Below are 13,230 nucleotides of genomic sequence, written 5' to 3'. Positions count from 1 at the left end.
GAGCCCCATTAAATGAGCAACATGAACCACGAACGTGTCCTCAGTGTGCACCACTGGAACGACACCCTGTTCAGCTTCAAGTGCACCCGCGACCCGGGCCTGCGCTTCGAGAACGGTCAGTTCGTGATGATCGGCCTGCAACAAGAAAGCGGCCGTCCGCTCATGCGCGCCTATTCCATCGCTTCGCCGAACTGGGAAGAGCACCTGGAGTTCTTCAGCATCAAGGTGCCGGACGGTCCGCTGACCTCGCAGCTGCAGCACCTGAAGGAAGGCGACGAGATCATCATCAGCAAGAAGCCTACCGGTACCCTGGTACTCGACGACCTGAACCCGGGCAAGCACCTGTACCTGCTGAGCACCGGCACTGGCCTGGCACCGTTCATGAGTGTCATCCAGGACCCGGAAACCTACGAGCGCTTCGAGAAGGTGATCCTGGTGCACGGCGTGCGCTACGTGAACGAAGTGGCCTACCGCGAGTTCATCACCGAGCACCTGCCGCAGAACGAATTCTTCGGTGAGTCGGTTCGCGACAAGCTGATCTACTACCCGACCGTGACCCGTGAACCGTTCGAGAATCAGGGCCGCCTGACCGACCTGATGCGCAGCGGCAAGCTGTTCAGCGACATCGGCCTGCCACCGATCAACCCGCAGGACGACCGCGCGATGATCTGCGGCAGCCCGAGCATGCTCGACGAGACCAGCGAAGTGCTGGACAGCTTCGGCCTGAAGATCTCCCCGCGCATGCGCGAGCCGGGTGATTACCTGATCGAGCGTGCCTTCGTCGAGAAGTAAGGCGCAGGCTGATGCAAAGAAGGCGACCCTTGGGTCGCCTTTCTTGTGCCTGTGATTCATGTATCGCCTGTACCGGCCCTTTCGCGGGCTTGCCCGCGAAGAGGCCGGAACAGGCAAGACACAATCTATTCGACGCGCGTCTCGCCGCTATACACCAATATCTCCCGACACCGCTTGCACAGGTAGCGCCGCCCCTGGCGCACCAGCTTGTGCCGCTGCGCGGTAAACGGGAAGTCGCTTTGCGGGCACGGGCAGCGGTAGATGTAGCGGGTCACCACGCGCCGTTGCACTTCGTAGTTGTGGCAACGGTTGGGCGGCAGTTCATACACCCCGCGCATGATCAGCTGCCACTCCTCGCCATGGGCCTGGATGCGGTCGCCGAACAGCTGGTGGGCCACCAGGTGCGCCACTTCATGGGCCACGGTCTGGCGCAGGAAGTCTTCCTGGTTTTCGCGGTAAAGCTGCAGGTTGAAGCGCAGCAGGTTCTCGTGCAGGTGGGCGACACCGGCTTTTTGCCCGCGCAGCTTGAAGCTGACTTCCGGGCGCGGGAAGGGGCGTTTGAAGAAGGTTTCAGCTTGCTGGTAACAGGTTTCGACGCGTTGTCTGAGCAGCTCGGGCATGGCGGGGTGGTTCTCCTGACCGGGCATTATGCCGCAACCCCGGGCAGCCTGCCGAGCCACCGGTCAGCGCACAGCCAGAGGCCGCCTTGCGGCGGCCCCAGGTTGATGCCCCAGTGTTGGTCGAGTCTGTTCTAGTTGGTGTAGACGGGCCCCACGCCCAGTCCCCAGATGATCACCGTGGCGGCCATGATCGCCACCAGTACCACAAGGCCCACCGCCAGCACCGAGCTTGAGAACAGGAAGCCTTCGTCGGACGGTATGTTCATGAACGTCGGCAAGCCGACGTACAGCAGGTACACCGTGTAGCAGATGGCGGCGGTGCCAATCAGCATGCCCAGCCACAGGTGCGGGTACAGCGCCGCCAGGCCGCCGATGAACAACGGGGTGGCGGTGTAGGTGGCAAAGGCGATGCACTGTGCCATGGACGGGTTGGCATCGTAGGTGCGAGCCATCCAGTGGATGAACGCCCCCATTACCGCTACCCCGGCAAGCATCGCCAGGTACGACATGATGCTCATCCAAATGGCGCTTTCCATGGTCAGCATCACCGCTGGCCGGTCGCCGATCACCCAGCCGACCTGGGTGGTACCGATGAACGCCGAAATGGCGGGGATCGCAGCCAGGATCAGGGTGTGCGTCAGGTACATGTGGCTGATGGTTTCTTCTTCGCCACGAATTTCCCGCCATTCCTGGTCGGGATGGGTAAACAGCCCCACAACGTGATGAATCATGCCGATCACTCCTCTCAATGTTGCCAAACGCCCCCCAGATGGAGCGCAAGCGGCCCGAGGCCCGAACACCGAAGCAAGCGGTAATGTGGCCTTATGTCGCAGTATAGGAAGCGGTTACCTGCATAAACCGAGCTTTTTAGAGCAAATTGCGCTGTAAGGCGCGCTGTTGATTACAATGAAGTCTTTATCGGAATGCCTACAGCGCCGCCGCGTTTGTGCGTAAAATAGCCGGCTTTTGTCACACCTCGCGGATCCAAGCGCTATGGGCACCCTCTCGGTCAACCAGAACAAACTGCAAAAACGCCTGCGTCGTCTCGCCGGCGAAGCCATCACCGACTACAACATGATCGAGGATGGCGACAAGGTCATGGTCTGCCTGTCCGGCGGCAAGGACAGCTACACCATGCTCGACGTTCTGTTGCACCTGCAGAAGGTGGCACCGATCAAGTTCGAGATCGTCGCGGTGAACATGGATCAGAAGCAGCCGGGTTTCCCCGAGCATGTGCTGCCGGCCTACCTCAAGGAACTGGGCGTCGAGTACCACATCGTCGAGAAGGACACCTACTCGGTGGTCAAGGAGCTGGTCCCCGAGGGCAAGACCACCTGCTCGCTGTGTTCGCGCCTGCGCCGTGGCACCCTGTACACCTTCGCCGACGAAATCGGCGCGACCAAGATGGCGCTGGGACACCACCGCGACGATATCGTCGAAACCTTCTTCCTCAACATGTTCTTCAACGGCGCGCTCAAGGGCATGCCGCCGAAGCTGCGCGCCGACGATGGCCGCAACGTGGTGATCCGCCCGCTGGCCTACTGCAGCGAGAAGGATATCCAGGCCTACTCGGACATGAAGGAATTCCCGATCATCCCGTGCAACCTGTGCGGTTCGCAGGAAAACCTGCAGCGCCAGGTGGTCAAGGACATGCTGGTGGAGTGGGAGCGCAAGCACCCGGGGCGTACCGAGAGCATCTTCCGCGCCCTGCAGAACGTGGCACCGTCGCAGCTGGCTGACCGTAACCTGTTCGACTTCACCAGCCTGAAGATCGACGAAAACGCTACCCCGCGTTTCCTTGACGTGCTGAACATCTGAGCCCATGCGCGATTACCAGTGGTTGCACGAGTACTGCCTGAACCGCTTCGGCTCGGCCCAGGCCCTGGAGGCCTTCCTGCCGCAGCCGCGCACACCGGCGCAACTGCGTGATATCAGCGACGACCGTTACCTGTCGACCTTGGCCCTGCGCGTGTTTCGCGCCGGGCTCAAGCACAGCCTGGTGGATGCCAAGTGGCCGGCGTTCGAGCAGGTGTTCTTCGGCTTCGACCCGGAGAAAGTGGTATTGATGGGCGCCGAGCACCTCGAGCGGCTGATGCACGACGAGCGCATCATCCGCCACCTGGGCAAGCTCAAGAGCGTGCCGCGCAATGCGCAGATGGTTCTTGACGTGGCCAAGGAGAAGGGCAGTTTCGGCGCCTTCATCGCCGACTGGCCGGTGACTGACATCGTCGGTTTGTGGAAGTACCTGGCCAAGCACGGCAACCAGCTGGGCGGGTTGTCGGCACCGCGCTTCTTGCGCATGGTCGGCAAGGACACGTTCATCCCTACCGATGACATGGCTGCGGCGTTGATTGCGCAGAAGGTGATCGACAAACCGCCGACCAGCCAGCGGGACCTGGCCTTGGTGCAGCAGGCGTTCAACCAGTGGCATGCCGAGAGTGGGCGGCCGCTGTGCCAGTTGTCGGTGATGCTGGCGCATACCGTCAACCATTGAGATTTGTGTTGGCCCCTTCGCGGGCATGCCCGCTCCCACAGGTACAGCGCCGACCTCAAGTGTGGCGCGAACCCTGTGGGAGCGGGCAAGCCCGCGAAGAATCTAACGCCCTTCGCCGGCCATGCGCCGCTCGTGCTGGAACTTCCAGCGCACATACAGCAGCCCGGCAATGAACAGCCCCAGGCTCACCAGCACTTCAACCCAGCCAAATACCGCCCGTGCCGGGTCGAACGCCGCCAGCACGCCCTTGATGAAATAGATATTCACCACGAAGCAGGTCCAGGCATGTGCCCGGGCGCTGCCCGTCAGCATGCCCGGCAGCAACAGCAGCAACGGCACCAGTTCGATCGCCAGGATTACCTCGACTCGCGCCCCGTGCAGGTTGGCGAACCACAGGTTGTTCACCAGCAGCAGGGCAATCAGGCCAAAGAAGAACGCCAGGCTCAACGCCCGAGTCAGGCGCAGACGCGGTGCCAGCCATTCCAGCGCCGGCAATACCTTGGGCTTTTTAGCCACGTGCGGCCTCCAGGGCCTTGGCGGTGGTCGCCAGGCGTTGGCCAAGGGCGCGGCACAGGGTTATCTCGTGCTGGTCGAGCTCGCGCTTGCCGTCGGCGCCAGCATGATGGCTGGCGCCATACGGGGTGCCGCCGCCGCGGGTCTCGAGCAGTGCCGATTCGCTGTACGGCAGGCCCATTACCAGCATGCCGTGGTGCATCAGTGGCAGCATCATCGACAGCAGGGTGGTTTCCTGCCCGCCATGCAGGCTGGCGGTTGAGGTGAAAACGCCCGCCGGCTTGCCGACCAGTTCACCACCCAGCCACAGGCTGCTGGTGCCATCCAGGAAGTACTTGAGCGGCGCTGCCATGTTGCCGAAGCGGGTCGGGCTGCCCAGTACCAGGCCGGCGCAGTGGCGCAGGTCGTCCAGGGTGGCGTACAGCGCGCCACTGGCCGGGATGTCCGGGGCCACTGCTTCGCACTCGGTGGAAATCGCCGGCACCGTGCGCAGGCGGGCTTCCATGCCGGCCAGCTCGATGCCGCGGGCGATGTGCCGGGCCATCTCGCTGGTCGAACCATGGCGGCTGTAATACAGCACCAGGATGTAGGGCTGGCTCACGGCAGGATCTCCAGTACTTTCTCGGGCGGTCGGCCGACCACGGCCTTGTCACCGACGACCAGGATCGGCCGCTCGATCAGCTTGGGGTACCGGGCCATGGCCTCGATCAGTTGTGCGTCGGTCAGCGCCGGGTCGGCCAGGTTCAGCTCCTTGTACTCGTCCTCGCCGGTACGCAGCAGCTGGCGCGGGGCGATGCCCAGCTTGCCGAGCAGGGCCTTCAGGGTGGCAGCGTCGGGCGGGGTCTCGAGGTAGCGCACGATGGTCGGCGCCAGGCCGCGAGCTTCGAGCAGTTCCAGGGCGCCGCGGGATTTCGAGCAGCGCGGGTTATGATAGAGCGTGAGGTCGGTCATGTCGGGTCGCATCCAGCAGGGTGTGGCGGCTATTCTAACCGCAGCGACTGACCAATTTGCTTTAAAACTCGAGAAGGATTGACCCATGGCAAGGCGTCTGGCAGCAGTACTGGCCATCACCGCGAGCCTGTTGCTCGGTGGTTGCGGTGCCGATTATGGCGTGGACCAACACGGTAATACGGTTAAGGCCGAACAGATCGACGGGCACTGGCTGGTGCTCAACTACTGGGCCGAATGGTGCGGGCCGTGCCGTACCGAAATCCCTGAACTGAACGCGGCATCCACGCAGTGGGCGGCCGACGGGATCAAGGTGGTGGGGGTGAACTTCGATGGCTTGCAGGGGCAGGAGCTGAAGCAGGCTGCCGAAACCTTGGGCATCGCTTTCACCGTGTTGGCGCAGGACCCGGCCGAGCGCTATGACCTGCCACGTAGCGAGGCATTGCCGGTGACCTACATCATCGATGACAAGGGCAAGGTTCGGGAACAGCTGATGGGCGAGCAGACCCTGGAAGGGCTGCAGGCCAAGATCAAGGCCCTGAAGGGCGCCTGATGCATTTGGGGGGCTGCTTTGCAGCCCATCGCGACACAAGGCCGCTCCTACAGGAGATCGCATCCCCCTGTAGGAGCGGCCTTGTGTCGCGATGGGCCGCAAAGCGGCCCCGGCAATATTCAGCCTTCCTCGGGCCAGAAGCGCAGCGGCTTGCCTTCGGCCGGCCAGAAACGCATCTGCTCGATAGGCGACACATCCCAGCGCTGCACTGTTTCCAGCGCCTGCAGGAAGCGCTTTTCCTGCTCCATCAACGCCGGTGCGCAGAGCTTGCGGGTCTTGCCGACCTTGCCGAAGCTCAGGTGCTCGCCGTCCAGTGTGTACGGCGCAAACCAGTGGTTGCAGCCGCCGTTGCCATAGGCACGGCCATCGCTGGCCAAGGTCAGGGTCAGGTGGCTGTAGTCGATCAGCGGCCGTTCGCCAATCCACTCCAGCACGTAGCTGCGCTCCTGCTGCAGCTTGGAAGGTTCCGCGGCGCAGCCGAGCAGGCCGGTGGCAATCAGCACGCCGGTCAGCAGATTCTTCACTCGGCGCTCTCCTGGCAACGCGGGCACAGGTGTTTTTCACCACGGCTGGCCCAGCCCAGCTCGGCAACGCGCGCGCTGGCGGCAGGCTGGCGGGCTTTCTTGCCCAGCTTGGCGTCCACCGCGAACTCGAAGTCCAGCACGGCGTCGCAGCTGTCGCACGCAACCTGCCAGGTGAGGATTTCCAGCTCGTTGAACACCGGGCCGCTGGCCACGGCAACCCACTGGCCGCGTGGATTGATCAGGTGGCGCACGCTCTCCACTGTCAGGCGCATGGACAAGTCCTTGCTGCCCTTGAGGGTGACCAGCAGGGTGTCGCCTTTGTGCATCGAACCGCCGTTGCCGGTGACCTGATAGCGGCCCGGCACCAGGGCGCGGCACTCGATCAGGGTGTGTTGCGGGTTGAAAAGGGTGTAGCGGAAATCGTGCTCGACCATGGGTCCTCCAGAAATGCCGCGTATCCTAGCACTAACCCATCACCAGATTCTGTGGATTGCCTGCCGCCCAGCGGTTGATGTTGTCCAGCGTGGTCGCGGCGATGGCATCCAGTGCCTCGCGGGTAAGGAACGCCTGGTGGGCAGTGATGATCACGTTGGGGAAGGTCAGCAGGCGGGCCAGTACGTCGTCCTGCAGCGGCAGGTCGGAGCGGTCTTCGAAGAACAGCTGGGCTTCTTCTTCGTAGACGTCCAGGCCCAGGTAGCCGAGCTGGCCGCTCTTCAGCGCGTCGATCAGCGCCGGGGTGTCGACCAGCGCGCCGCGGCCGGTGTTGATCAGCATGGCGCCGGGCTGCAACTGGGCCAGGCTTTGTGCATTGATAAGGTGCCGGGTGTGCTCGGTCAGCGGGCAGTGCAGGCTGATGACGCGGGCTTCGCGCAGCAGCTCGGGCAATGGCAGGTAGCGCGCACCCAAGGCCAGCAGCTCGGGGTTGGGGTAAGGGTCATAGGCCAGCAACTGGCAGCCGAAACCGGCCATGATGCGGGCAAAGGCGGTGCCGATCTGGCCGGTACCGACCACGCCGACGGTCTTGCCGTGCAGGTCGAAGCCGGTCAGCCCGTGCAGGGTGAAGTCACCCTCGCGGGTGCGGTTGTAGGCCCGGTGCAAGCGCCGATTCAGGGCCAGGATCAGCGCCACGGCGTGTTCGGCCACGGCGTGCGGCGAGTAGGCCGGCACTCGCACTACGGTCAGGCCCAGGCGCTGGGCGGCGGCCAGGTCGACATGGTTGTAGCCGGCCGAACGCAGGGCCACCAGGCGCGTGCCGCCTGCGGCCAGGCGTTGCAGCACCTGGGCGTCGAGCTCGTCATTGATGAAGGCGCATACCACCTCGTAGCCATCGGCCAGGGCAGCGGTGTCGAGGGTCAGGCGGGCAGGCTGGAAGTGCAGGTCCAGGGTGGTGCCGCTGGCGGCACCGGTGAAGCTTTCCTGGTCGTAGTGCTGGCTGCTGAACAACAGGGCGCGCATGGTGGGGCTTCCTTTGCAATGGTCTGGGGATTGTAGCCAGCGGGTTGAAAGGGGTGTTGACCTGGACCGGCCCTATCGCCGGCAAGCCAGCTCCCACAGGTACAACACGGCCTTCAAGAGCAGTGATTTCCTGTGGGAGCTGGCTTGCCGGCGATAGGGCCGGTGAGGTCAGGCGCTCAATCTGGCCTGCGCCGCCAAGCGGTTGATTGCCGCATCCAGTTCGTCCAGTGCCTGCTGTGCCAGCGGGTTTTCCTGCTTGAGCAAGGTCTCGCTGCGCTGGCACGCGGCCCGCAACTGCGGCACGCCGCAATAACGCGAGGCGCCGTTCAGGCGGTGCACCTGTTCGATCAGGCCGTTGCGGTCGTCGGCCTCGCGGGCAGCGCGTATGGCTTCGCGGTCGGCTTCCAGCGAGGTCAGCAGCATGCTCAGCATATCCGCCGCCAGGTCCGCCTTGCCGGCGGCCAGGCGCAGGCCTTCCTCGGGGTCCAGCACCTTCAGGTCATCACCGTTGGCCAGTTGCTCGGCCAGGCGTTCCTGCTGTGGCGCGCCCAGGCTCAGGCCGGTCCATTTCATCACCACCTGGGCCAGCTGCCGTTCGCTGATCGGCTTGGTCAGGTAGTCGTCCATGCCACCGTGCAGCAACGCGCGTTTCTCGTTGGCCATGGCGTGGGCGGTGAGGGCGACGATTGGCAGCGGGTTGCCACTTTGGGTGTTTTCCCACAAGCGAATCTGCTCGGTGCAGGCGCGGCCGTCCATGCCGGGCATCTGCACGTCCATCAGCACCAGGTCGAACGGCTCGTCCTGCACCGCCTGCACCGCCGCATAGCCGTTGTCGACGGCCAGCACCTCGGCGCCCAGGTCTTCGAGCAGGGTCTGCACCAGCAGCAGGTTGGCGGGGTTGTCGTCGACGCAGAGGATCTTCGGCTGGCGCTGGCCGTTGACGCTGTTCACCTCGCCCTGCGGGCGGCGCGGTTGCACCAGTTCCAGCAACAGGCGGCGCAGTTTGCGTGTGCAGGTCGGCTTGGACAGCAACTGGCCATGGCCGTTGGGCAGGTACGGATGGTACAGCGCCTGCTCGGTGGTCGGGCACAGCACCACGCACTGGCAATGGTAGCGCTCGAGCTGCTGGTGGTAATGGCCCAGCTGCTCGGGCGACAGGTTGCCAAGGTTGGCCCCGAGCACGGCGAACTCGAACGGCAAGCCAGCCTGGCTGGCGGCCTGCACACCCTGCAGCAGCTGGTCGTAGGAGGCGAACAGGCTGACGCTGAGGCCGCAGTCTTCCAACTGGTGTTCCAACGCCTGGCGCGCCAGCTCGTGGCCGTCGACGATGGCTGCGCGGCGGCCCAGCAGCGGTTGCAGCGGCAACTCCTCGACACCATCGTGGGCCTTGGGCAGGTTGAGGCTGATCCAGAACTGCGAACCCTCGCCCGGGGTGCTGTCGACGCCGATCTCGCCGCCCATCTGCTCGATCAGGCGCTTGGAAATCACCAGCCCCAGGCCGGTGCCGCCGGGCTGGCGGGCCAGCGAGTTGTCGGCCTGGCTGAAGGCCTGGAACAGCGTACGCACATCCTGTGGCGACAGGCCGATGCCGGTGTCCTGCACGCTGATGCGCAGCTGCGCACTGTCTTCGTGCTCGTCTTCGAGCATGGCGCGCACGACGATGGTGCCTTCGCGGGTGAACTTGATGGCGTTGCTGACCAGGTTGGTAAGGATCTGCTTGAGCCGCAACGGGTCGCCGATCAGCGACGACGGGGTATCGCGGTAGATCAGGCTGAGCAGCTCCAGCTGCTTGGCGTGGGCGGCCGGGGCGAGGATGGTCAGGGTGTCCTGGATCAGGTCGCGCAGGTTGAAGGGGATGCTGTCGAGCACCAGCTTGCCGGCCTCGATCTTGGAGAAGTCGAGGATCTCGTTGATGATCCCCAGCAGGTTGTCGGCGGACTTCTCGATAGTGCTCAGGTAGTCCAGCTGGCGCGGTGTCAGCTCGCTTTTCTGCAGCAGGTGGGTGAAACCGAGGATACCGTTGAGCGGGGTGCGGATTTCGTGGCTCATGTTGGCCAGGAATTCCGACTTGATGCGGCTGGCTTCCAGGGCTTCCTTGCGCGCCATGTCCAGCTCGATGTTCTGGATCTCGATCGTTTCCAGATTCTGGCGCACGTCCTCGGTGGCCTGGTCGATGCTGTGCTGCAGCTCTTCGTGGGCGTTGTGCAGGGTTTCGGCCATGCGGTTGATGCCGCGCGCCAGCTCGTCCAGCTCATGGCTGCCCATGGCCGGCAGGCGTTCCTCGAGGTGGCCGTCCTTGAGCTGGTTGACCGCGTGCTTGATGCGCTTGATCGGGTCGTTGATGGTGCGGCTCATGCGCAGTGCCAGCAGGCCGCTGAGCACCAGGCAGGCGAGGATCAGCAGCAGGCTGGTGAACAGGTTGCGGTAGCCGCGCAGCAGGGTGCCGTCGTGGGACAGCTCGATCTCGACCCAGCCCAGCAGGCGTTCGGATTCGGCCGGCACGGCATCGGTGGCCAGGTCGCGATGGTGGCCGAACACCGGCATCAGGTAGCGTGTGGCGTCATTGCCGCTGCGCTGCAGCAGCTGGGTGCCGGTGCCGCCGCTGGGTGGCTGGTTGAGCATGCTCGGGCCGGCGTGGGCCAGGCGCGTGCGGTCCGGGGCCAGGAAGGCGACCGCGCGCACATCGGCCTGCTCCAGGGTTTGTGCGGCAATGCGCTCAAGTTGCGCCGGTGCCAGCTTGGCCATGGCGGGCGCGGCCAGCGGCGCCAGTTGCTCGGCGATCATCTTGCCGCGTTGCAGCAGCTGGGTGCGCAGGTCGTTCTGTTGCAGCCAGGTGAAGTAACTACCCAGCACCAGGGCCATCAGGCCGGCCGGCAGCAGGGCCAGCAGCAGGACCCGGCTGCGGATTCCCAAGCGATCGAGCACACTCGCCTCCTGTCATGTGCCTGGACGCCGTCAAGCGATGACGGCCAAGCCGGGAAGTTACTCCGCCTGCCGCGCTATTGCACCTCTTTAGTACGTGTTTTGCGCCCTTGCAGGGGCATTGGTCGCAGGGCGGTTGCCTGGCGGGCGCTGGATACTCAATAATTGCGCAATTGAGAATGCATGGCAGTTGCCAATGAATCCTGTAGCTATTCACAACTCCAATATCCTCGCCATCGAGGATGATCCGGTCCTCGGTGCCTACCTGCACGAAGAGCTGCAGCGCGGCGGCTTCCAGGTGACCTGGTGCCGCAATGGCCTGGAGGGCCTGGAAACGGCGGGGCGCCAGGCTTTCGACGTGGTGCTCATGGACATCCTGCTGCCCGGGCTCAACGGCCTGGATGCCCTTGCGCAGTTGCGCAAGCGCAGCGCCACGCCGGTGATCCTGATGTCGGCGCTGGGCGCCGAGGCCGACCGCATCAGCGGTTTCCAGCGCGGTGCCGACGACTACCTGCCCAAGCCGTTCAGCATGGCCGAGCTGCAGGTACGCATCGAGGCCATCCTGCGCCGCGTCGCCCTCGAGCGGCGCCATCAAGCCCCGCAGGCGCGTGCCGGCAGCGGCGAACTGCAATACGACGAGGCGCTGTATGACGTGCGCCTGGAGGGTCGCCTGGCCGGCCTGACTCCCAGCGAATACCGGCTGCTCGACATCCTCAACCGCAACCTCGACGAAGTACTGAGCAAGCCGTTCCTCTACCAGCAAGTGCTGCAGCGGGGCTATTCGCGGCATGACCGCAGCCTGGACATGCACGTCAGCCAGATCCGTCGCAAGCTCAAGGGCATCGGCTATCACGAACGGCAGATCCGCACCGTGTGGGGCAAAGGCTACGTACTCAGCGCCAGCGAGGCGGAGTGACCCATGCTCGACCGCCACTCGCTGTTCTGGAAGCTGGCGATCCTGCTGGTGGGCTTCTGCCTGCTGATGATCGGCCTCAGCTACACCTGGGGCCGACACATGGAAACCCAGAACGCCTTCCTCTCGGAACCGGCGCGGCAGGCCTTGCGTGGCTACGCTGCCGAGGCCGAGCAGGCCTGGCGCAGTAGTGGGCGGGCAGGGCTGGACCGTTGGGTGGCGGCGATGCACCAGCGCGAACGCGGCTGGGTTGGCGTGCTCGACCTCAACCTGCGGCCGCTGGACAGCGCCAGCCTCGACCCGCAGATCATGCAGCGGCTGACCCGCCTGCGCGGTGTCGACTGGCCGATGAGCCGGCGCAGCGTCGAGCAGCCGTGGCTGCGCATACCGTTCCCGGGGGCTCCGGAGCAGGGCCTGCTGGTGATCGAACTGCCGCAGCGCTTCAACCCCGGGCAGTATCGGATGCTGTGGCGCATCGTCACCAACGGCATCATCCCCGGCCTGTTCACCCTGCTGTTGTGCGTGGGCCTTTACCGCATGCTGATCGTGCCGTTGAACCAGTTGCGCGAGCAGGCCAATGCCTGGCGCGCCGACCAGTTGTCGGCTCGCCTCGACCCACGCACCATCGCCCGGCATGACGAGTTGGGCGAACTGGCCCGGGCCTTCGACCAGATGGCTGAGCGGCTGCAGGGTACGGTAGCCATGCAGCAGCAGTTGTTGCGTGACCTGTCCCACGAAATGCGTACGCCACTCAGCCGGCTGCGGGTGGCCTGCGATGGCGAAACCGACCTGCAGCGCCTGCGTGAACGCCTGACGCGGGAGGTGGACTGCATGCAGCAGCTGGTCGAGGACACCCTGCAACTGGCCTGGCAGGACGCCGAACGTGCGCCGATGAACCTGGAGCCGATCGAGGTGCAGGCTCTGTGGGAGCTGCTGGCCGAGAATGCCAGCTATGAAAGCGGCTGGTCGCTGGCGCGGCTGCGCTGCGAAGTACCGGCCGACTGCTGGGTGCAGGGCAACCTGAACCACCTGGCCCAGGCGCTGGAGAACCTGTTGCGCAATGCCATTCGTCATTCGCCGGCCGATGGTGTGGTGCGCCTCGGTGGGCAGCGTGAAGGCGGGTATTGGTGGTTGTGGCTGGAAGACGAAGGCGGTGGCGTGGCTGAAGAAGACCTGGAGCGGATCTTTGCACCGTTCTCGCGGCTGGACGGTTCGCGGCCCGGGGATGGCGGTTTCGGCCTGGGGCTGAGCATTGCCCGCAGTGCCATCCAGCGCCAGGGTGGCACCTTGTGGGCGCAGAATGGCAAACGCGGGCTGCGGTTGTGGATGAGATTGCCGTTACATGTGCCGGCCTCACCACAGCGCTTGAATTTAACGCGGTCCCTGTAGGAGCGGCCTTGATCTGGTCAAGTAATTTTGGACACCGGTTAAGGTTCATGCCGCTGCCTTGAGCTTTTCCTCCATGGCTACTGGCGTTTCATAGCCGTTGTAGCTGT

At 64.4% G+C, this 13,230-nt stretch carries 15 protein-coding genes; 6 read left to right on the top strand and 9 right to left on the bottom strand.

Annotated elements, in window-relative coordinates; genetic code table 11:
• The first annotated feature begins 12 nt into the window (after positions 1–12).
• Positions 13–792 (top strand): ferredoxin-NADP reductase, encoded by a 780-nt coding sequence (gene fpr / locus CAG46_RS26045; RefSeq protein ID WP_004375483.1) that lies wholly within the window; start codon positions 13–15, stop codon positions 790–792.
• A gap of 125 nt (positions 793–917) precedes the next feature.
• Here fpr and CAG46_RS26040 read toward each other — a convergent pair whose 3' ends face one another.
• Positions 918–1,412, bottom strand: coding sequence for a SprT family zinc-dependent metalloprotease (locus CAG46_RS26040; RefSeq protein ID WP_025338002.1), 495 nt, complete (start codon positions 1,410–1,412; stop codon positions 918–920).
• A gap of 131 nt (positions 1,413–1,543) precedes the next feature.
• A complete protein-coding gene (locus CAG46_RS26035) occupies positions 1,544–2,143 on the bottom strand; it encodes a Yip1 family protein (RefSeq protein ID WP_012270925.1) in 600 nt (199 codons plus the stop codon).
• Between the two features lie 262 nt (positions 2,144–2,405).
• Between CAG46_RS26035 and ttcA the strand changes: the two genes are divergently transcribed.
• On the top strand, positions 2,406–3,230 hold the full coding sequence (gene ttcA / locus CAG46_RS26030; protein ID WP_012270926.1) for a tRNA 2-thiocytidine(32) synthetase TtcA: 825 nt from the start codon (positions 2,406–2,408) through the stop codon (positions 3,228–3,230).
• Between the two features lie 4 nt (positions 3,231–3,234).
• A complete protein-coding gene (locus tag CAG46_RS26025; protein ID WP_054573186.1) occupies positions 3,235–3,906 on the top strand; it encodes a DNA-3-methyladenine glycosylase I in 672 nt (223 codons plus the stop codon).
• 102 nt (positions 3,907–4,008) lie between these two features.
• Here CAG46_RS26025 and CAG46_RS26020 read toward each other — a convergent pair whose 3' ends face one another.
• Genes CAG46_RS26020 through arsC form a run of 3 tightly spaced genes read right to left on the bottom strand, consistent with a single transcriptional unit; the run spans position 4,009 to position 5,370 of the window.
• Positions 4,009–4,422, bottom strand: coding sequence for a DUF2069 domain-containing protein (locus CAG46_RS26020; RefSeq protein ID WP_085619266.1), 414 nt, complete (start codon positions 4,420–4,422; stop codon positions 4,009–4,011).
• Positions 4,415–5,020: an NAD(P)H:quinone oxidoreductase gene (gene wrbA / locus CAG46_RS26015; protein WP_085593198.1), complete on the bottom strand. Its 606-nt coding sequence runs from the start codon at positions 5,018–5,020 to the stop codon at positions 4,415–4,417. The genes CAG46_RS26020 and wrbA overlap by 8 nt, the downstream gene beginning before the upstream one ends.
• A complete protein-coding gene (gene arsC, locus CAG46_RS26010) occupies positions 5,017–5,370 on the bottom strand; it encodes an arsenate reductase (glutaredoxin) (protein ID WP_085619264.1) in 354 nt (117 codons plus the stop codon). Before arsC ends, wrbA begins: the two co-directional genes overlap by 4 nt.
• Before the next feature lie 85 nt (positions 5,371–5,455).
• Here arsC and CAG46_RS26005 point away from each other — a divergent pair, with 85 nt between their 5' ends.
• On the top strand, positions 5,456–5,920 hold the full coding sequence (locus CAG46_RS26005; RefSeq protein WP_085619262.1) for a TlpA disulfide reductase family protein: 465 nt from the start codon (positions 5,456–5,458) through the stop codon (positions 5,918–5,920).
• 119 nt (positions 5,921–6,039) lie between these two features.
• Here CAG46_RS26005 and CAG46_RS26000 read toward each other — a convergent pair whose 3' ends face one another.
• The 4 genes from CAG46_RS26000 to CAG46_RS25985 all read right to left on the bottom strand — a co-directional run bounded on the left by CAG46_RS26000 (position 6,040) and on the right by CAG46_RS25985 (position 10,824).
• Positions 6,040–6,444, bottom strand: coding sequence for an META domain-containing protein (locus CAG46_RS26000; protein ID WP_004375489.1), 405 nt, complete (start codon positions 6,442–6,444; stop codon positions 6,040–6,042).
• The gene (locus tag CAG46_RS25995; protein ID WP_004375491.1) at positions 6,441–6,878 is read right to left on the bottom strand and encodes a hypothetical protein; all 438 of its coding nucleotides are present in this window, start codon (positions 6,876–6,878) and stop codon (positions 6,441–6,443) included. Before CAG46_RS25995 ends, CAG46_RS26000 begins: the two co-directional genes overlap by 4 nt.
• A 31-nt stretch (positions 6,879–6,909) precedes the next feature.
• Entirely contained in the window at positions 6,910–7,899 is a 990-nt protein-coding gene (locus CAG46_RS25990) for a 2-hydroxyacid dehydrogenase (RefSeq protein WP_085619260.1), read from the bottom strand.
• Between the two features lie 168 nt (positions 7,900–8,067).
• The gene (locus tag CAG46_RS25985) at positions 8,068–10,824 is read right to left on the bottom strand and encodes a response regulator (RefSeq protein WP_075044003.1); all 2,757 of its coding nucleotides are present in this window, start codon (positions 10,822–10,824) and stop codon (positions 8,068–8,070) included.
• Positions 10,825–11,017: 193 nt separating this feature from the next.
• Here CAG46_RS25985 and CAG46_RS25980 point away from each other — a divergent pair, with 193 nt between their 5' ends.
• Positions 11,018–11,737, top strand: coding sequence for a response regulator transcription factor (locus CAG46_RS25980; protein WP_085619258.1), 720 nt, complete (start codon positions 11,018–11,020; stop codon positions 11,735–11,737).
• A gap of 3 nt (positions 11,738–11,740) precedes the next feature.
• Entirely contained in the window at positions 11,741–13,123 is a 1,383-nt protein-coding gene (locus CAG46_RS25975) for a sensor histidine kinase (protein WP_085619256.1), read from the top strand.
• Positions 13,124–13,230 lie beyond the last annotated feature (107 nt).

It is taken from the genome of Pseudomonas sp. B23(2017), assembly GCF_002113725.1.
GTDB classification, from domain to species: domain Bacteria; phylum Pseudomonadota; class Gammaproteobacteria; order Pseudomonadales; family Pseudomonadaceae; genus Aquipseudomonas; species Aquipseudomonas putida_Z.
Note: the sequence above shows the minus strand (reverse complement) of the source record. Positions and strands in the feature narration are given on the sequence as shown.